Origin of the sequence: Dysgonomonas sp. Marseille-Q5470 (genome assembly GCF_951230145.1) — a bacterium.
In the GTDB taxonomy this organism is placed as follows: domain Bacteria; phylum Bacteroidota; class Bacteroidia; order Bacteroidales; family Dysgonomonadaceae; genus Dysgonomonas.
Map to the genome: position 1 here is coordinate 527,351 of NZ_CATNVE010000002.1, position 21,114 is coordinate 548,464.

Here is a 21,114-nt window from a genome sequence, read left to right on the forward strand (position 1 = left end):
GAGAAGCTCCGTTATTTTTACATAACAAAAGGATATGCATTTATAATGCAAAGTTACAAAAATAACAGTAATATTTATTTTCTATCAAAATTTAGAGAGTATTTCACTTCTGAGTAATAATATAATAGAAAAAGTGTGTTGGCTTTTGAATTTAGCTACAAAAAAAGCGCTATCTGTAAAAGATAGCGCTTCTTGATATTATATCGTTGTTATTATCAACCTACTTCGATGATTAAGAATTTAGTTAAACTCCAGAATCTCTTATAGTCTGTAATTTTGATAACTATAGTTCCTTTTGCATCTTTGTCTAAAGTATAACTGTCTTTAGGGTGATCTGACAAGAGTTTTGCTTTCTTGTCATAAACAGGAATACTGTGAGTATCACGAATGTCAATTCTTATGAACTTACTCTTCTCGATGCTTTCTTTCAAAATCTTAGGAGAAGCAAGGAATCCGCCCGAAACAATTTTAGCTTCTTTAAGTTCTTTGCTTGTGCCGAACATATAATAAGCAGTATTCAACTCCTTGTCTTGTTCTTTAATCTTAGATGCTTGTTCCGCAGTCTGAGACGATAATGTTTCTACATTTGAAGTTAATGATTGTACATCTGTTTGCAATAAAGCTATTTGCTCGTCACGCGCTGATAATGATTTTTGAAGTTCCGAAATAGTGTTAGCTCTTTCTACTAACTCAGAATTCAAACGTTCGATAGTTGCTTTCAAGCCAGACATTTGTCCCGAATTGCTTTTTAGCCTTTTATTTAATTTGTCGATATCAGTTTTGTTCTTTTTCAATATTTCATTGATCATTTCAAAATTGTCTTTGATACGTGTTTTTGTATCATTAGACATTTCCCCTTTAGACTTGGATTCGATAGATAAGAATTTTTCAGCTTCTCTTATTTGTCTGAAATTTTCTTCTACATCGTTAATCAAAGTATTCATTTCCTCCAATTCGCTATTACTTTTGCTCGTAACTTGAAGAAGAGAGTCGCGTTGAGCCTGTAAAGCTTTATATTCATCCGAATTTTTTACGTTACATGATGCTAATGCTAATAAGCATAGACATCCAACTACTAATTTTTTCATAAACTAATATTTAAGTTGTTAGATTTCTTTTTCTATTATAGTTTAAAAATTTATTCTTCTTTACCTGCAAGCACTATAACAAATTCTCCTCTGGGTTCGTTCATTGTATAGTGTAATATTAAGTCTTTGATGCTACCTCTTAAGACTTCTTCATATCTTTTGGAGATTTCGCGACACGTTGCCACATATCGTTCTTCCCCCATATATTCTGCTAATTGTGTTAACGTTTTTAATACCCTATGCGGAGATTCGTATAATACAATAGTCCTTGTTTCTTCGGCCAATACCTTCAAGCGGGTCATTCTCCCTTTTTTCTGAGGTAAAAAGCCCTCGAAACAGAATCTGTCGCAAGGAATGCCCGATGCTACAAGGGCCGGAACAAAAGCCGTTGCTCCCGGCAAACACTCTATATCAATACCCGCTGCAACACATTCTCTGACAATCAAAAATCCCGGATCAGAAATTCCCGGAGTACCCGCGTCTGAGACCAGTGCCATATCTTCGCCTGTATTTATACGTTCTACGATATGAGCTACAGCCTTGTGTTCATTAAATTTGTGATACGATTGCATTTTGTTTTGTATCTCGAAATGCTTCAACAAAATACCTGTTGTTCGGGTATCCTCAGCCAGTATAAGAGACACTTCTTTTAATAGTCTGACTGCCCTGAAAGTCATATCTTCTAAATTACCTACTGGGGTAGGTATAACATATAATTTACCCATTTCCTTTCCTACTGTATACAATACATATCGATTCACAAAGATAGAAAAAAAATGAACCGCTAATTAAAAAACGTAAATAATGTCATTTTGTTGTATTATCAGCTCTTTTGTCCCCTTATTTCTTTTATGGTTTTATTAATTTGTATAACTCATCCCATTTTTCGTATAGAGCTTTCATCGATGGGAGTACGATGTTTGCACCCGCATCGGCTAATATTTTGTCAGGCATTGGTCCTGTGTTTACAGCGATCGTAAAGATGCCTGCGGCAACCGCTGCTTCTACTCCTCTCGGTGCATTTTCTACAACGATAGCTTCGTTTGGTTTCAGGTGTCCGGCTTTTTCCAGCCCCATCAGATAAGGCTCGGGGTGCGGCTTGCCATGTTTCACATCAAAGGCTGTTACCATTCGTTCTTTCTTAAATAATCCCGGGAAATTGTGTTCCAGTTTATCTATCAGGGTCGGTTGTCCCGATCCTGTAACCACGGCACAGATCAAACCCTCGTCATGTACTTTTTTAACGAAGTCGTAAGCGTATGGAATCAGGCTTCCGTCATTGTATTCCGAAAACAGCTCGGTCTTACGCTTATATATTACATTTACTTCATCGTTGGTAGCTTCTCTTCCTTTTTCCCTTTTCATCAGGTGGTTTATTGTATGGCTACCCACCATTCCTTCGTATAGGTAGAATTCTTCGGGCGTACTTGGTATATCAAATTCGTCCATTGTTTCTTTCCACGATTTGGCATGCCATTTCATCGAGTCGTACAGAACTCCGTCCATATCGAAAAGGACAGCTTTGAGATCAAATTCTGAATAATTATGTTTGCTTAGATATTCGTTAAAAGTGGTGATCATGATTTTATTTAGTAAAATATGTGCAAAGATACGTTTTATCGATTTAATTACCTATAATGTGTAAATGTCATAACAAAATCAAAAAATAAAACTTTTTATTTGTTTTTCTGAAAAAATAAAATAACTTTGTCAGCCAATAAAGTAAATATTGAATATGAATTTACATAGTATTATTATTAGTTCACTCATTCTGCTCTGGAGAAATTTAGAGTGAGCATTGCTATGTAGTATAAACGATAAAGAAAAAACTAGAGCCTTTCTCACTGTAAAGTAGATGAGAAAGGCTTTTTTTATGTAGAATAATCAGGATTTAATTAAAAACAGTTATGGACAAGTTATTTATTTTTGACACCACATTGAGAGACGGAGAGCAAGTTCCGGGTTGCCAGTTGAACACAATCGAGAAAATTGAAGTAGCCAAAGCCCTCGAAATGCTCGGTGTTGATGTAATCGAAGCTGGTTTTCCTGTTTCCAGTCCTGTAGATTTCAACTCGGTGGTTGAAATATCCAAGGCTGTTACTTGGCCTACAATCTGTGCTCTTACACGTGCTGTGGAAAAAGATATAGAAGTAGCTGCCGAAGCCTTAAAGTATGCCAAGAAAAAACGTATACATACAGGTATTGGAACTTCGGAATATCATATTAAGCATAAATTTAATTCGACACAAGACGAAATTATAGAAAGGGCTGCTGCTGCTGTCAAATATGCGAAGCGTTTTGTAGAAGACGTTGAATTTTATGCCGAAGATGCGGGTCGTACCGACAATGCTTATCTTGCACGTGTGGTACAAGCCGTAATTAATGCAGGAGCTACTGTCGTAAACATTCCCGATACTACAGGGTACTGTTTGCCCACGGAGTATGGCGCTAAGATAAAATATCTGATTGATCATGTGGATATGAAGAATGCAATTCTTTCTACACACTGTCATCAAGACTTGGGTATGGCTACGGCAAACTCTATAATGGGTGTCTTAAATGGAGCCCGTCAGGTAGAAGTGACAATAAACGGTATTGGTGAGCGTGCAGGTAATACGTCTTTGGAAGAGGTTGTTATGGCTATTCATAGTCATAAAGAATTGAAAATTGAGACAAATATCAATACGCAGAAGATATATCCAACCAGTCGCTTGGTTTCTAATCTGATGAATATGCCTGTTCAGCCAAACAAGGCTGTGGTAGGGCGTAATGCCTTTGCTCATTCATCGGGTATTCATCAGGATGGAGTTCTGAAACATCTTTCTACTTATGAGATTATCGACCCTAAAGACGTCGGTATTGATGATAACGCCATCGTTTTAACTGCCAGAAGTGGGCGTGCCGCATTGAAAAATAGACTAAATTTGCTTGGCATAGAAGTCGATGATGATACATTAGCAGAATATTATCAACGCTTTCTTGACTTGGCTGATAGGAAGAAAGATATTACCGATGAGGATATCCTGATCTTAGCCGGTAGAGAAACGGATAAAATGCATCGTATCAAGTTGGATTATCTACAGGTGATTTCAGGGCTAGGAATACGCAATGTGGCAAATGTAGGGCTTGATATTGCCGGCGAAAAATTTGAAGCCTCGGCTTCCGGTAATGGGCCAGTAGATGCTGCCATAAAAGCGATTAAGCAAATCATACGACGTCAGATGGTTATTGAAGAATTTTTGATTCAGGCAATAAACAGAGGCAGCGATGATATCGGAAAAGTACATATGCAGGTAGAGCACGAAGGAGTAAACTATTACGGCTTTTCTGCAAATACTGATATTGTAACCGCTTCGGCGGAGGCGTTTATAAATGCAGTAAACAAATTTGTAAAGTAAAAAAGATACAGACAAAGTCAAAATAGATGGAGCCCCAAAAATACCAATATATAGACAGCTTGAGAGGAATAGCGATTCTTTTGGTTGTACTTGTTCATGTTGGTATAGTTTTGGATAATATGATCGATTATTTTCCGAAAGATAGCCTTTTGTTGTCGATAATAGGGAATGGAGCATATGGCGTGCAGCTATTCCTTATTGTAAGTGCATATACATTGACCATGTCGCATTACAATAGACTGGATGAGCCACACAAAAACCGGAATTTCTTTATTCGTCGTTTTTTCAGGATAGCACCTATGTATTATATAGCTATTATTTATTTTACATTGGATAAGTACCTACAATTCAATTTTGTAAATCCTGATTTTTCGGCAATACCAATTCGGTCTATGTTGAGTAACGTTTTCTTTACCAATGCACTTATCCCTGAGCATACCAATAATTATGTGCCTGGAGGATGGTCGGTATCGGTGGAGTTTTTGTTTTACTTTATGCTACCGTTTATATGCAGTAAAATAAAAACAGTAAATGCTGCTCTACTATTGTTTCTGTCTACTTTGACATTAGCGTTGATTATTGATCCTTTCATCAAGACGAATACAATATATCCATATTTCCATGAATATAATTTCTTTGTTCAACTGCCGGTATTCCCATTAGGGATATTAGCTTATTTCTTTTTAAATAGAGAACAACATGAAATAAAACCTTTTACATGGGTGTACCTCTTGGGAATGATGATTGTATTTTGTTATATATCAGTTCCGAAGCATATTATGTTTAGTCTTGTGTTTGTATTATTACTCATTATTCAGGCTAGATATAGCTTCAAGCTATTCTCTAATCGCTTTCTGGCAGAGGTCGGAAAAGTAAGTTTCAGCATGTATCTTTTGCATTTTGCCGTTGTGTATCTTTTTAATAGATTTGGTTTTTACCGAATTATAGAGGTTACTGATTTTACAACATCGCTTCTTAATTTTCTATTGATGTATATTGTTGTTGCGGGGGTGGCTTTTGCTATATCCAGTATAACATATAGGGTAATTGAAGTGCCGGGGCAAAATCTAGGTAAGAGACTAATTAAAAAATTGTCTTTGGATTCTATTTCTCATACTAAAGCAGTAAATGGAAACTAAAAAATATGGATATATTGACAGCCTTCGCGGAATGGCTATATTGATGGTTATTCTGGTTCATATTCCTTTTCAGAAGGGAGTCGTTCCATTATGTCGTAAATTTACTTCTAACGAATACTTCCGTCGACCAAGTATATTGTCTTATTTAGTTCTAATAATTCTTATCTATTGTTATATTGCTATAAATTATGACTTTTTAGATAGATCTGCAACATTTTACTTTATATTAGCATATTTGTATATATTCACATCGGGCTTATATGCTCGGTTTTTACTCATAAATTTATTGAAGTTCCGGGACAAAACTTGGGACGAAAAATTATTCAAAAGTTGAATCAACAAAAATAAACTTGAAAAATGAAAACTCTATTCGACAAAATCTGGGATGCACATGTGGTTTCATCCGTTGAAAATGGCCCCACACAATTGTATATAGATCGCCATTTTTGTCATGAGGTTACAAGTCCTCAGGCATTTAATGGACTTAGGGCGAGGGGGCTGAAAGTCTACCGTCCCGAAAAAACAACGATAACGGCCGACCATAATACGCCGACTATCAATCAGGATCAGCCAGTAAAAGATCCTATATCGAGAAATCAGCTGGATACATTGTCTAAAAATGCACAGGATTTTGGCATTCAGTTGTTTTATCCTTTGGGACATCAAAAAAATGGAGTAGTACACATTATAGGGCCGGAAAACGGATTTACTCAACCCGGAATGACTATTGTGTGCGGAGATAGCCATACTTCTACACATGGTGCTTTTGGTGCTATTGCATTTGGTATTGGTACCAGCGAAGTAGAAATGGTTTTGGCTACGCAGTGTATTCTTCAGACACGTCCGAAGACAATGCGCATCACATTCAACGGCAAATTGGGTGAAGGTGTTTCAGCTAAAGATTTAGCTCTATATATGATCTCTAAGTTGACTACCGGCGGTGCTACCGGTTATTTCGTAGAGTATGCGGGTGAGGCTATTCGCAACATGTCTATGGAAGAGCGTATGACACTCTGTAACCTAAGTATCGAGATGGGTGCTCGTGGAGGATTGGTTGCTCCCGATGAGACTACTTTCTCTTATGTGAAAGGTCGTGAATTTGCACCTAAAGGAGAAGAGTGGGATAAGGCATTAGCATATTGGAAAACATTAAAGACTGACGACGGTGCGAAATTTGATAAAGAGTTGACATTCGATGCCGCAGATATCAAGCCAATGATTACTTACGGAACTAATCCGGGTATGGGTATGGGTATTGATGAATCGATCCCTACATTGGATGAAATAGATGAGGCCGGACGTATTTCTTTCCAGAAGTCTATGGATTATATGGGATTCAAACCCGGAGAAAAGGTAGAAGGCAAATCAATAGATTATGTATTTCTTGGTAGTTGTACCAATGGACGTATCGAAGATTTCCGTGTATTTGCAAACTTTGTAAAAGGGAAGAAAAAGGCTGATAATGTAATCGCTTGGTTAGTTCCGGGAAGTTGGAAAGTAGAACAACAGATCAAAGATGAAGGACTGTATGATATTCTTAAAGAGGCAGGCTTTGAACTTCGCCAACCGGGTTGTTCGGCATGTCTTGCGATGAACGATGATAAGGTGCCTGCAGGTAAATATGCGGTGTCTACATCAAATCGTAACTTTGAAGGGCGTCAGGGTCCGGGTGCTCGTACTATTCTTGCCGGTCCGCTTGTGGCTGCTGCCGCTGCTGTGACAGGAAAGATTACAGATCCTCGTAACTTCTGATTTGTTAGACTAACCGAGGCAAATGATTCCTTATTAAAAGGATTTCTTTACATCGATTAGACTGATAAGCAACAATAAAAATATTCTTTCATTATACATATAAATAACAATGGAAAAATTTCAAACACTTACATCAACATACGTTCCACTTCCTATTGAGAATGTGGATACAGACCAAATTATACCGGCTCGCTTTTTGAAGGCGACAGATAAAGAAGGTTTTGGTGATAATCTTTTTGCCGATTGGCGTTACAATAAAGACGGAAGTCCCAAAGCCGATTTTGTGCTCAACAATCCTACATATAGCGGAGAGATACTTGTTGCCGGAAAGAATTTCGGTAGCGGTTCCAGTCGCGAGCATGCAGCGTGGGCTGTTGCCGGATATGGATTCAAAGCTGTTGTTTCAAGCTTCTTTGCGGATATTTTTAGAAACAATTCACTAAACAATGGAGTACTTCCCGTTGTGGTTACACCTGAGTTTCTTTCCGAAATATTTGCTTGTGTAAATGCTGATCCAAAAGCCACATTGACAATCAATCTGGAAGAACAAACCATAACAAACAATGTTACGGGGAAAACAGAAAGTTTTGAAATCAACCCTTACAAGAAAGAATGTTTATTGAAGGGACTTGATGATATCGACTATCTGTTATCTAAAAAAGAATTGACAGAAAAGTACGAAACGGAACGTCCTTTATAATTTTATAATAATGTAGTAAGCAGCTATCTGCGATTAGATTATGTCTGTCATCATTGTTGAAATGCTAAATGGTTCTGAATAAGAAGAGATATATCCCCAAATGAAAAAAGGTATTTATATATTCATTTTTATTATGGCTTCTGTGAATATTTATTCTCAGAATATCTTAACTCCTGTATCGTTTGAGCAAGTGACTCTTACCGATAATTTCTGGAACAATAGGATGAGGATCCAAAAAGAAGTATTGGTTCCTGTGGCATTCGAACGGACAGAAATTGCCGTAGAAGATCTTCGACGCACAGCGAATTATCTGAAAGGGATCGAAGGACCTTTACCATCTGATAGCAGATTCAGCACTTCCGACTTGTTTAAGGTTATCGAGGGTGCGGCCTATCTCTTAAAGATGGAGCGTGATCCAAAATTAGAAAAGCAGATAGATGATATCGCAGATATTATAGCTCAGGCTCAACAACCCGACGGCTATTTATACCCTCCTCATATTACGGGGTCTTATAAGGCCGCACCATTGTGGGGTGGCGCAGGAATGGGCGATAAGCCTTATTCGTGGGTAGTGCACAGCCATGAGTTGTACAACATGGGGCATCTATACGAGGCTGCGGCTGCATACTATCAGGCTACCGGCAAAAAGAACCTGCTGGATATTGCGACTAAGAGTGCTAAACATATAAATAAGGTCTTCTTTGAAGGGGATTCGAATTACAATGGAGGTAAGCCTGTTAACCAAGCTCCCGGGCATGAAGAAATAGAAATCGCATTGGTGAAGCTTTATCGTGTGACCGGAGATCCGCTATATCTCAATATGGCGAAAAAGTTTATCGACATACGAGGTGTAACTTATGTGCCCGACGGAAAAGGAACCATGTCGCCCGAATATGCACAGCAGCATGCGCCTGTACGTAAGCAGGATAAAGCAGTAGGACATGCCGTGCGTGCGGTTTATCTTTATTCGGGTATGTCTGATGTAGGTACATTGACGGGAGATACAACTCTCCCGCCTGCTTTGGATAAGATCTGGGGCAATATTGTGGACACACGGATGCATATCACAGGTGGGCTGGGGGCTATACATGGCATTGAAGGCTTTGGCCCTGAATATGAATTGCCAAATAAGGAAGCATATAATGAAACGTGCGCCGCTGTAGGCAATGTATTCTTTAACCATCGTATGTTCCTTCTCGAAAAGGATGGGAAATACATGGATGTTGCCGAAGTGTCACTCTTGAACAATGTTCTAGCGGGAGTAAATCTTGAAGGAAACAAGTTTTTCTATGTTAATCCTCTTGCCTCTGATGGTACGGTCGATCGTTCATATTGGTTTGGAACTGCTTGTTGCCCTACAAATTTGGCGAGGCTTATTCCTCAAATTTCGGGTTTGATGTATGCGCATACCGATAATGAAATTTATTGTTCTTTCTACACCGGAAGTAAAGTAGATTTTGCTCTTACATCCGGAAAAGTAGCACTAGAGCAAAAAACGAATTATCCGTTCGATGAAAGTATCCTATTAACTGTAAATCCCGAAAAGAATGATCAGACATTTTCAATAAAAATGCGAATTCCTACGTGGGTCGGTTCTCAGTTTGTCCCTGGTAAATTGTATAGCTATGTTGATAATAATTCGAAAGCGTGGGAACTATATATAAACGATAAGAAGGTCGGAAATTTATCTTTTAAAAAAGGTGAAGTTTCTCTTGACAAAGGTTTTGTTTCTATCTCCAGAAAATGGAAGAAAGGAGATAAAGTAGAGCTTAAACTACCTATGCCTGTTCGTTATTCACATGCTATAAAGGAAGTGAAAGCAGACAATGACAGGGTAGCTATCTCCAGAGGTCCGTTAGTATATTGTGCAGAGGGTATTGATAATACTGAAGATGTGAACAGGTATTATCTGACTAAAGTTTCAACAGATGCTAAGGTACAGAGAGATGATACAGGAATATTGAAGGGGATAGACCTAATAAAAAATGTTTCGGCAGACTATATAGATGTAAAAGGCAATATTCATCAGACTTCACTGAATCTTATTCCATATTATGCATGGAACAATCGAGGAGTTTCGACAATGAATATTTGGTTTGCTGAGAATCAAAAGAAAGTGCGTGAAAGCGTTGCGATTCTTCCTGTAGCGATAAAAGATATAAAAGCGACTTATACAAACGAAGGCGAAAATGTATTCTCTATTGTTAACGGAAAGCATCCGAAGAGTTCTAAGGATACAGAAATAAATAGATGGACTTCTTGGAACAAAAAGGGGGAAAAGCAAAGCATCGATTTCACTTTCGAGAAGCCTACTGATATAAAAGCCTTTTCGGTTTATTGGTATGAAGACAACGGCGGAGTTCGTTTGCCGGATGTTTGGAACCTGGAGTATAAAGATGATAGTGGTTCTTGGAAGCCATTCCCATTATACAGTACCGATTCATATAGTTTGCTCAAAGATCAATTTAATCTTGTGCATTCTGATGGAGATTCTTTTGTTGTAGAAAGTATCAGATTGAATATAACGCCAAAAGCCGACAGTGCGGTTGGTGTCTTGCAAGTGCGGTTTGATATTAAGTAATTAAGAAAATTAAAGATTACCATGATAGAAATAATGGACACAACCCTGAGAGACGGCGAACAAACATCGAGTGTTTCGTTTTCGGCTCAGGAGAAGATGAGTATAGCTCACTTGTTGCTGGTCGATCTCGGCGTAAATCGTATCGAGGTAGCATCGGCTCGTGTTTCGAATGGTGAGTTTGAAACTGTAAAAAAAATCGCTAATTGGGCTAAATCCGCAGGATATATAGATAATATTGAGATATTAGGATTTATTGATAAAGGGGCTTCGCTCAATTGGATAAAAGACACAGGATGTAAAACTATAAACCTGTTGACAAAAGGTTCGTATAAGCATGTGACCGAACAGCTGCGCAAAACACCCGAACAGCATCTTGATGATATTAAGGCTGAGGTGGAATTGGCTCAAAAGTTGGGTATCACAGTCAATGTATATCTCGAAGATTGGTCTAACGGAATCGTGAAATCTGAAGATTACGTCTATTATATGATGGATGGAATGAAGGATTTGCCGATAAAGCGATTTATGCTTCCCGATACCTTAGGGGTATTGAACCCACATAGCGTATGGCGCTGTTGTCGCCGGATGATAAACCGTTATAGAGACCTTCATTTTGACTTTCATGCTCATAACGACTATGATCTTGCTGTGGCGAATACAATGGTGGCAGCAGAAGTGGGAGTGAGAGGCGTGCATCTGACGATGAATGGACTCGGCGAACGAGCAGGAAATGCTTCCCTGGCCAGTGTGATTGCAGTTTTTCACGACCAATTGAAATTAAAAACTTCAATAAAAGAAGAAAATATAAATAGGGTCAGCCGTGTAGTAGAGTCTTACTCGGGACAGGTAATCTCCGCTAATCAGCCAATTGTCGGAGACAATGTTTTCACACAGTGTGCCGGAATACATGCTGATGGTGATAACAAGAATAACTTGTACTATAACGATTTGTTTCCGGAACGTTTTGGTCGTGTTCGTGAATATGCATTAGGTAAATTGTCTGGTAAGTCTAATATCCGAAAGAATATTGAGGCTTTGGGTATTGAACTCGACGAGGATGATATGACTAAAGTGACAAACCGAGTGATAGAATTAGGTGATAAAAAAGAAATTATTACGCAAGACGATCTGCCATATATCATTTCGGATGTGTTGAAAAACAACGAGAAGGAAAGAAAAATCAAGATATTGTCGTTTGCATTTTTATTGACAAAGGGCTTGCGTCCTACAGCTACGGTAAAAGTAGAAATTGAAGGGCAGGAACACGAATGGACTGCACCGGGGGACGGACAGTATCATGCTTTTTCGAAAGCTTTGTATAAGATATACTCACGTTTGGGTAAGCCTACCCCTACGTTAGTGAACTATGCTGTTTATATACCACCCGGCGGGCGTACCGATGCTTTGGTGCAAACGGTAATTACGTGGGAATTTAATGGTAAGACTTTCAAGACAAGAGGTCTTGATGCCGACCAGACAGAAGCAGCGGTAAAGGCTACCGAAAAGATGCTGAATATGATCGAAGATCTGTAAGTGACTTTTCTGCAAATGAAAGAAGAGCCGTTGAATGGGTTGATATAGCAAAAGGTATCGGGATAATGTGTATTGCTATGGGGCATATTGTTTCAATACCAGATGCTTGTTACAAGATAATATATCTGTTTCATATGCCTCTTTTCTTTATTGCTTTTATCGTATCTTTAATAGATTTGAAATTACGCAGGTACTTTTTTAGGAAAATATAAGAATAAACAGATTCAAAAATAATTACAATTTTAAAATATAGATTGATGAAATTAAACATTGCAGTGCTCCCTGGAGACGGAATAGGGCCTGAAATTATAGAACAGGCATTGAGAGTGACAGAAGTAGTTTGTGAAAAATTTGGTCACGAACTTTCTTATGAATATGGTATTGTTGGAGCTTCGGCAATCGATCAGGTCGGTAATCCATATCCTGATGGAACGCACGAATTGTGTATGGCTTCTGATGCTGTGCTGTTTGGTGCAATCGGAGATCCTAAATATGACAACAACCCTTCAGCAAAAGTACGTCCCGAACAAGGACTTTTGGCTATGCGAAAAAAGTTGGGATTGTATGCTAACCTTCGTCCTGTAAGTACGTTTCCTACACTAGTACATAAATCGCCCCTTCGTTCCGATTTGGTAGACGGTGCTGATTTTATGTGTGTGCGTGAATTAACGGGAGGTATGTATTTTGGTCGCCCACAAGGACGTAGCGAAGACGGAGATACTGCTTATGATACTTGCGTATACACTCGTGAAGAAGTAGAGCGTATACTTCATCTTTCATATAAATATGCTCAGATGCGTCGCAAAAAAGTGACGGTGGTGGATAAAGCGAATGTATTGGCTACTTCTCGTCTATGGAGGCAGGTTGCTCAGGAAATTGAAAAACAATATCCTGATGTGGAAACCGAATATATGTTTGTAGACAATGCTGCTATGCAGATTATTCAATGGCCTAAGCGTTTTGATGTACTTGTTACAGAAAACTTGTTTGGAGATATACTTACCGATGAGGCTTCTGTGATTACCGGATCGTTAGGTATGTTGCCATCGGCATCTATTGGTATTCACACATCTGTGTTTGAACCGATACATGGTTCGTATCCTCAGGCAGCAGGCAAAAATATCGCAAATCCATTAGCCACTATTCTTTCGGCAGCAATGATGTTCGAATATGCATTCGAACTGAAAGAAGAAGGTAAACTGATTCGTGATGCTGTTAATGCATCTATGGATGCAGGAGTAGTAACTGAGGATATTGCATCGAAAGAAGGAAAAGCTTATTCTACATCGCAAGTAGGCGACTGGATTGTAAATTATTTGAAGGGATAAATTTTTTTCTATGATATTGTGAAGAGGCTGTTCGTTGCGTACAGCCTCTTTTCGTCTTTATCTCAATAGTGATATGCCTGATAGGTTACTTTCAATGGGCTCTTTCCATTTAATATTTGCATATTGTAGTCTTCTACAAAATATTACTTTCATAAACATTAGGAAAAAAGATGTAAAATATTTATCTTTGCACCGCTTTTATAAGCCCGTACGTGTGATGGGAATAAGGAAGCAATCCTTAATTTGAGTAACACAATTTAAAATTAAAAGATGAAAACGTTTGAATTAAAAGGAGAAGCCAGAACAGATCTTGGCAAAAAAGCGACAAAAGCATTTCGCAAAGAAGACAAAATCCCTGCTGTAATTTATGGTGGAGATCAAACTGAAGCAATTGCTTTTACTGTTACAAACAGCGATGTTCGCAAACTTGTTTATACTCCTGAGATTTTCCTTGTAAACCTAACAATAGGAAAAGACAGCTATAAAGCTATATTGAAAGATGTACAGGTACACCCGGTAACAGATGCTATCTTGCACCTTGACTTCCTTCATGTATTTGAAGGCAAACCAATTGTAATGGACGTTCCTGTTATTTTGGACGGACTTGCAGAAGGTGTAAAAGCAGGGGGTAAACTTTCGCTTGACTTGCGTAAGATTAAAGTAAAAGCTCTTTACGATAAGATCCCTGAGAAAGTACACGTTGACGTAACAAGCCTTGCTCTTGGAAAATCTATCCAGGTAGGTGAACTACACTTCGAAGGACTTGAACTGTTAAATGCTAAAAATGCCGTTGTTTGTCGCGTTCAATTGACTCGTGCTGCAAGAGGTCTTGCTGCTAAAAACGGCTAATAATAGGATATATTGAATGAAATACTTGATTGCCGGCCTCGGTAATATTGGTAGAGAATACGAATATACCCGCCACAATATAGGATTCAGAGTATTGGACGCTTTAGCTAAAGCGTCCAATATTGTTTTTGCTGACAGGCGTTATGGCTTTGTGTCTGAACTAAAGGTCAAAGGACGTACTCTTATTCTGCTAAAGCCATCTACTTTTATGAATCTTAGCGGAAATGCTGTTCGTTATTGGCTAAACCAAGAAAAGATACCGATTGAGAATCTTTTGGTAGTTGTAGATGATCTTGCTTTGCCTTTTGGTTCTTTACGCCTCAAAGGAAAAGGCAGTAGTGCCGGACATAACGGACTGGGTAATATACAATCTGTACTAGGAACACAAGATTATGCCCGCTTACGGTTTGGTATAGGTAACGAATTTTCTCGGGGTGGTCAAGTTGGCTATGTGCTCGATAATTTCAGTGACGAAGAGGAAAAAGAGCTTCCTGTGAAACTGGAGACCTGTGGCGAAATAATCAAAAGCTTTTGTCTGGCAGGTATCAACAATACCATGAACCAATACAATAATAAATAAAACCAAAGAAGTTAGAAACGAATATCTTTTGTATCTAATATATAACTTTGATAAATGATGTGAAGCCGGTCTTGTTTGCGGACATATTGGCAAAATTCTGATTTTATTATGAAAGAACCTAAAAACGAAGTACGTATAGACAAATGGCTGTGGGCTGTTCGTCTTTTCAAAACTCGTTCTATAGCAATAGAAGCATGTAAAAAAGGACGTATCTCGATCAAAGGAGTTACTATAAAACCCTCTCGATCAATTAAGGTAGGTGATGTGATAGAAGTGCGACGTCCTCCGGTTACTTATTCCTTTGAAGTCCTCAACCTTTCCGAAAACAGAATGGGAGCGAAGCTTGTGCCCGAATTTATGAAAGATGTGACTTCACCATCTCAACTTGAAATATTGGAAATGTCTAAGGTGAGTGGCTTTGTCGATAGAGCTAGAGGAACGGGGCGGCCAACAAAAAAAGACCGTCGGGAGTTAGATCAGTTTACAGAGGATTACTCCTTCTTTGATGATTGGGATTTGGAAGATTAAAAGCAGAAATTATTGTTCGAAACTTATTCCTTGCAGAACACACTCTTATGAAATAGTAATTCATTATACCATCAAAAACTTTCTTATTTATATTTGTTCTTATTTATAATTCTATATCTTTGTTACCATAATTGGTGTTATATATTCGAAGTCTTGGATATATAATGAAAAGGGAATCAGGTGTAAATCCTGAACAGTCGCGCTGCTGTAAGCTTCGCTAAACGTTTATACAAATCCTCAAAGCCACTGTTTTTCATAAACGGGAAGGTCGTATAAAACGGAAGTAAGTCAGAAGACCTGCCAAAAAAATAAATTTCATCTTTCGCGAAAAAAGATAGAAAGCTCAAGAGATTTTTCTCTGATTATAGAAAATTGATTTTGGTTGAAGTATTTATACTATGATCTCTTGCAATGTCATATTTCGGTATCTGCAAATGAGGTTGTATATTTTAAATAAACCTTCTCCTGATCTTATTATATATTCAATAACAATAAAAACTTACAACAATGAAAAAGATATGTCAAAGATGTTCGGCCGCTTTCAGCTGTAGAGAAGATCGCGTAGAATTGTGTAGCTGCCGTAGAGTTTCTTTAGTTTCAGGGGTGCGCGATTATATAAAAGATAACTATAGTGACTGCCTTTGTCCTAAGTGTTTAAGCGAAACAAATACTTACTTTTTTGCCTTTGATGTTAATCCTAAATTCATAAAAGACAAAAAATAAAGTATTTATAAGCAACACCAATACAAGGTAATAGCAAAAACTTATTTTTAATTTACAATTTATTATAAATTTAGTCTTTAATTCGTTTAATTGTATAGGTAAGTTTCCTTAAATTTGATGTTGGAAAACAACGCAGTTTGAATGTTTTCAAATCAAGTATTGAAGTTTGCAATCTCCTGTCACAAATGGAGATAGGAGATTGCAAATCGATATCGAACCGGATAGAAATAATAACTATAATAAATAAAATTAAACATGTTACAAGAGTTTACTTTAGGCGAAGGAAAGGCGATTATCAATTTCACTCTTAAGTTTTGCGACACGAGGCAAAAAATATTAAATAGTTACGGTTTTCATCGGGTTATTGAAGCTTTTATACAAAGATTGAAAAAGAATGATGTCATTATTTACGATTATTATATCAAAGAATTCAAGACTGACGAAGAATTTCAAAAAACACTAATAGAAGCATTCAAGCTACTTACAGTATGTAATCCCGATGAGGTGCAAAATGTACATAACAAGTATGCTATCTTCTTCAACGATAAAGATTTATTTATAGAGCTTATAGAGCTTCTCTATGGCTTCTGGCGCAGAATGGAACGTTATACTATAGTGCATAACAATTCCATCAGCAGCGGGTTGCAAAGTGTACGTTTTTTGCATGCCAACGAGTTGTTCAATGAATTGGTACTTTCTATCTACCGCCGCATTCAAGAAACCGTAATGGGGTATCAGCATCTTGTGTATCGCCAGCTTACCGCAGGTGCAAATGCAGGGTTAACTCTTAGTGACATTACTTGGAACTGCCCAATAGAATACAATGGGTTGACTTCTATTCCATTCATTACTTCTGTTATGTTTAAACCTCCGTTTATTTCGTATACAAAAAGAAATACACGCGACGGCATTTTTCAAGAACATACAACAAATCCGGTAGAAAATATTATTCTGAATGAAGATGACTGGTTCTTATTTCCTGCTAAAGTAGGGAATATGCTGACCTTTGTTTATTTCCACAAGGACTATATGGTTCACGGATTTGCCTTGTCCAATCTTTTTGAACTAGCTAAAGCCGGTGAATATATCGGTAAAAAACCCGATATAATATACGTGTTCGGATATCCTGATGGAATAGAAGAGAAACGTACTTTCTACTATAAGGATAAGAAAAATGATATTCTTATCGGTTACGCTAATCATTGCGACGATATCGACTATTTTGGCTATATGAAAAAAATGCTTCTTACACTTCATAACGTGAAGCAAATGGAGCAAGGGCGATTGCCGCTACACGGAGCTATGGTAAACATATTACTCAAGAATGGTACAGAAGCCAATATCGTTATTATAGGAGATAGTGGTGCCGGAAAATCTGAAAGTTTGGAAGCTTTCCGTACGCTTAATGAGAAATATATACGTCATATGCGTATCGTATTTGATGATATGGGTTACCTCAAAAAAGAAGAAGATGGTACGATTAAGGGGTATGGAACCGAAATCGGAGCATTTGTCCGTATCGATGACCTTGATCCTATGTATGCCTTCCAACAGTTAGAGAGAGGTATCTATTCTAATCCTGACAAAATAAATGCTCGCATTACAATTCCTGCTGCAACTTACGATGTTATCTCTAAAGGATATAAAGTAGATTATATCTTGTATGCGAATAACTATACTGAATCTGCTCAGAAGATTGAGTTTTTTGATAATCTCGACGAAGCGATTAAAATATTCGAAGCCGGAGCCCGCAAAGCAAAAGGTACTACGACCGAAAATGGTTTGGTAACATCTTATTTTGCCAATCCTTTTGGCCCTGTACAAGAAAAGGAGCTTGCAGGCAAGCTGATCAAAGAATTCTTTAATGATATGAATAACAATGGTGTAAAAATAGGAGAGATATACACCTCACTTGCTATTGACGGACATACGAAGGATGGACCTCAATTGGCAGCAGAAGAGTTGTTTACAATGATAAATAATGATTAAGTGGAGTGGAGATGAGTTAAGTATTAGCTCGTCTCTTTCTTCGATAAAATTTGCCTGACTACTCAACGCTTACTTAAACTTTTGATAATGTATGGCGTTAAATATTATAACGGAGAAAAATACAACTAATAATTAGAATAAACCTATGAACAATATGCAACAATCCTTGATGCACGACAATATCAAGATGCTTGGCCACTTGCTCGGAAAAACGATCAATGAGGCGAAAGGACAAGATATGGTCGACCTCATAGAAACAATCCGCAGGCTATCTAAAGCATCACACTCGGGTGATATTGAAGCACATAAATCGTTGGTTAAGACATTGCAAAATCTTAGGGATGAGGAGTTCTTGCCTGTAGCACGTTCTTTCAACCAGTTTCTTAACCTTACAAATACGGCAGAACAATATAATAGTATCTCTCCCCACGCACAAGGGGCTGAGAACCCGGTTAATTTTTCTGCAGTATATGAAAAGCTTAAAGCCGCTAACTATAGCGATAGCGATATAATCAAAGCAATAGAAGATATATCTATCGATTTGGTTTTAACAGCTCACCCTACAGAAATAAATAGACGCTCGTTGATCAATAATCTGAATCAAGTAGATCAATGCCTCAAGCTACTGGATCATGATGATTTGATCGAACATCAGAAAGTACAAATATTGCGCAGGCTCAAACAACTGATCGCTCAATATTGGTATACTGATGAAATTCGTCAGAATCGTCCGACCCCCAACGAAGAAGCAAAATGGGGATACGATGTAGTAGAGAATAGCCTTTGGGCTGCTGTACCAGCTTACATTCGTGAACTAGACGAGCAAATAAGAAATACACTCGCATATCGTATTCCGATCGATGCCCGTCCTATACATTTCTCATCATGGATGGGGGGTGACCGTGACGGGAATCCGAATGTGACAGCCAAAGTTACACATGATGTACTACTTGATAGCCGCCGCCGTGCTGCAACTCTTTTCTTATCAGATATAGAAATACTGGTGAAGGAACTGTCAATGGCAACCTGTACGCTCGAATTCAGAAATTACATAGGAAACTATGAAGTACAAGAGCCGTATCGTGAGCTAATGAAAAAGCTGCGTACACAGCTTCGTAATACTATAGCTTATCTTGATGCCCGTATAGCAGGTAAAAATCCTGAACTAACAGAGGATATTCTCTACTATAATGAGCAATTATGGGAACCTTTGCATGAATCTTATAAGTCGTTAGTGGCTTGCAAGATGGATATTATAGCCGATGATAAGCTATTGGATACTATGCGCAGGGTTAAATGTTTTGGGCTTACTCTTGTACAAATAGATGTTCGTCAGGAAAGTACAATTCATACCGAAACTATTTCAGAAATTACCCGTTATTTAGGATTGGGAGATTATGAAACGTGGTCGGAAGATGAGAAGCAAGCTTTTCTCATCAGAGAGCTAAATTCAAAACGTCCTTTGCTTCCAAAAAATTGGGAGCCAAGTCCTCAAACGAAAGAAGTGCTGCAAACATGCAAAGTTATAGCAGAAACTCCTGAAGGGGTAATACCTACCTACATTATATCGATGACACGTACTCCGTCCGATATATTGGCGGTTTATTTGTTGTTGAAAGAAGCTGAGTGTCCTTATATATTACCCGTAACACCATTGTTTGAAACACTGAATGACCTCAATAATGCCAATGGTATTATGCAGCAATTGTTTAATATTAGTTGGTACAGAGGCGTTATCAAGAGCAAACAAATGATAATGATCGGTTACTCTGACTCAGCCAAAGACGCAGGCTCTATTGCTGCCGGATGGGCACAATACAGTGCACAAGAAGCATTGATCAAGAGCTGTCAAGAAGCGGGAGTATGCTTGACCTTATTCCATGGACGTGGAGGTACTGTCGGACGTGGTGGCGGACCTGCCAAAGTCGCTCTTTTCTCTCAGCCTCCGGGCTCATTAAAGGGTGGTTTGCGTGTAACAGAACAGGGCGAAATGATCCGCTTCAAATTAGGTATACCCGATCTGGCTATAAAAACGCTGGCTTTATATACTGATGCAATCTTAGAAGCTAACTTACTTCCGCCACCTGCACCAAAACAGGAGTGGAGAGATCTTATGAACAAGATGTCGGATATTTCTTGTACTATATATCAAGATACTGTACACAGGAATCCTGACTTTATACCGTATTTTTATCAGGCAACCCCTGAGGCCGAGCTTGCTCGTTTGCCATTAGGTTCGCGACCTGCAAAACGTCGTCCCAATGGTGGCGTTGAAAGTTTGCGTGCCATTCCTTGGATATTTGGATGGACACAAAACAGGTTAATGCTTCCGGCATGGCTTGGAGCGGGAGAGGCCCTTCAGCAAGTTATAGATGAAGGGAATGTCGAGATATTAAAAACCATGTACAAAGATTGGCCTTTCTTCGGAACCAGAATTAATATGTTGGAAATGGTATTTGCCAAAGCAGACCCTCGTATATCGGCATATTATGACGAACGGTTAGTGGAAGACAGGTTGCAAGATTTAGGGAAAAGGCTTAGAGCACAGTTAGAGGGCGCAATAAAATCTACATTGAGAATATCTCAGGATGAATACTTGATGGAGAGCCTACCCGATATAGCAGAGAATATTGCAATGCGAAATATATATACCAATCCGTTGAATCTGTTGCAGGTAGAATTGCTTCATCGTTCGAGACAAGATAGTGAGCATTCTCCCGAACTGGAACTGGCACTGATGATCACAATATCGGGTATTGCCGCCGGAATGCGAAACACAGGATGATAACATTGTGATAAAATATATAGATTGTAAAAGCTCATAAAAATCAAAATATTTTTATTCGTAGAAAATGCTTAATCCATGTTTAAAAATTTGATCTTTATGGGTTTTTACTTTAATTTCGTATAGATAAATAATTATATC

At 38.3% G+C, this 21,114-nt stretch carries 16 protein-coding genes and 1 riboswitch; of the genes, 13 read left to right on the forward strand and 3 right to left on the reverse strand.

The features are described from left to right. Positions 1-215 precede the first annotated feature (215 nt). From QOX35_RS05515 to QOX35_RS05525, 3 genes are all read right to left on the reverse strand, one after another. Positions 216-1,088, reverse strand: a complete 873-nt coding sequence (locus QOX35_RS05515; protein ID WP_006843001.1) for a Cbp1 family collagen-binding glycoprotein adhesin — start codon at positions 1,086-1,088, stop codon at positions 216-218. Positions 1,089-1,138: 50 nt separating this feature from the next. After that, positions 1,139-1,813 carry a 16S rRNA (cytidine(1402)-2'-O)-methyltransferase gene (gene rsmI / locus QOX35_RS05520; protein ID WP_283686104.1) on the reverse strand — a complete coding sequence of 225 codons (675 nt, stop codon included), beginning with the start codon at positions 1,811-1,813 and terminating at the stop codon, positions 1,139-1,141. Positions 1,814-1,937: 124 nt separating this feature from the next. Beyond that, positions 1,938-2,669 carry an inorganic diphosphatase gene (locus QOX35_RS05525; RefSeq protein WP_283686105.1) on the reverse strand — a complete coding sequence of 244 codons (732 nt, stop codon included), beginning with the start codon at positions 2,667-2,669 and terminating at the stop codon, positions 1,938-1,940. A 326-nt stretch (positions 2,670-2,995) separates the two neighbouring features. Here QOX35_RS05525 and QOX35_RS05530 point away from each other — a divergent pair, with 326 nt between their 5' ends. From QOX35_RS05530 to ppc, 13 genes are all read left to right on the forward strand, one after another. Beyond that, positions 2,996-4,486, forward strand: a complete 1,491-nt coding sequence (locus QOX35_RS05530) for a 2-isopropylmalate synthase (RefSeq protein WP_006842998.1) — start codon at positions 2,996-2,998, stop codon at positions 4,484-4,486. Positions 4,487-4,512: 26 nt separating this feature from the next. Beyond that, positions 4,513-5,625 (forward strand): acyltransferase family protein, encoded by a 1,113-nt coding sequence (locus QOX35_RS05535; RefSeq protein WP_283686106.1) that lies wholly within the window; start codon positions 4,513-4,515, stop codon positions 5,623-5,625. Positions 5,626-5,982: 357 nt separating this feature from the next. Continuing rightward, positions 5,983-7,377 (forward strand): 3-isopropylmalate dehydratase large subunit, encoded by a 1,395-nt coding sequence (leuC, locus tag QOX35_RS05540; protein WP_283686107.1) that lies wholly within the window; start codon positions 5,983-5,985, stop codon positions 7,375-7,377. A gap of 109 nt (positions 7,378-7,486) precedes the next feature. Further along, entirely contained in the window at positions 7,487-8,077 is a 591-nt protein-coding gene (gene leuD / locus QOX35_RS05545; protein WP_135105079.1) for a 3-isopropylmalate dehydratase small subunit, read from the forward strand. A gap of 100 nt (positions 8,078-8,177) precedes the next feature. Continuing rightward, positions 8,178-10,658 (forward strand): glycoside hydrolase family 127 protein, encoded by a 2,481-nt coding sequence (locus tag QOX35_RS05550; protein ID WP_283686108.1) that lies wholly within the window; start codon positions 8,178-8,180, stop codon positions 10,656-10,658. A 21-nt stretch (positions 10,659-10,679) separates the two neighbouring features. After that, a complete protein-coding gene (locus QOX35_RS05555) occupies positions 10,680-12,191 on the forward strand; it encodes a hydroxymethylglutaryl-CoA lyase-like TIM-barrel protein (RefSeq protein ID WP_283686109.1) in 1,512 nt (503 codons plus the stop codon). A gap of 257 nt (positions 12,192-12,448) precedes the next feature. Further along, positions 12,449-13,519: a 3-isopropylmalate dehydrogenase gene (leuB, locus tag QOX35_RS05560; protein WP_135105082.1), complete on the forward strand. Its 1,071-nt coding sequence runs from the start codon at positions 12,449-12,451 to the stop codon at positions 13,517-13,519. Positions 13,520-13,789: 270 nt separating this feature from the next. Further along, positions 13,790-14,368, forward strand: coding sequence for a 50S ribosomal protein L25/general stress protein Ctc (locus QOX35_RS05565; protein WP_135105083.1), 579 nt, complete (start codon positions 13,790-13,792; stop codon positions 14,366-14,368). Between the two features lie 16 nt (positions 14,369-14,384). After that, positions 14,385-14,948 carry an aminoacyl-tRNA hydrolase gene (gene pth, locus QOX35_RS05570; protein WP_135105084.1) on the forward strand — a complete coding sequence of 188 codons (564 nt, stop codon included), beginning with the start codon at positions 14,385-14,387 and terminating at the stop codon, positions 14,946-14,948. Positions 14,949-15,056: 108 nt separating this feature from the next. Next, on the forward strand, positions 15,057-15,476 hold the full coding sequence (locus QOX35_RS05575) for an RNA-binding S4 domain-containing protein (protein WP_283686110.1): 420 nt from the start codon (positions 15,057-15,059) through the stop codon (positions 15,474-15,476). A gap of 115 nt (positions 15,477-15,591) precedes the next feature. After that, a riboswitch (cobalamin riboswitch) is annotated at positions 15,592-15,795 on the forward strand. A 188-nt stretch (positions 15,796-15,983) separates the two neighbouring features. Then, complete coding sequence (locus QOX35_RS05580; RefSeq protein WP_135105086.1) at positions 15,984-16,199, forward strand: cysteine-rich CWC family protein; 216 nt, start codon at positions 15,984-15,986, stop codon at positions 16,197-16,199. Between the two features lie 255 nt (positions 16,200-16,454). Further along, positions 16,455-18,188, forward strand: a complete 1,734-nt coding sequence (locus QOX35_RS05585; protein ID WP_252638893.1) for a phosphoenolpyruvate carboxykinase (ATP) — start codon at positions 16,455-16,457, stop codon at positions 18,186-18,188. Positions 18,189-18,342: 154 nt separating this feature from the next. Next, positions 18,343-20,973: a phosphoenolpyruvate carboxylase gene (gene ppc / locus QOX35_RS05590; protein ID WP_283686111.1), complete on the forward strand. Its 2,631-nt coding sequence runs from the start codon at positions 18,343-18,345 to the stop codon at positions 20,971-20,973. Positions 20,974-21,114 lie beyond the last annotated feature (141 nt).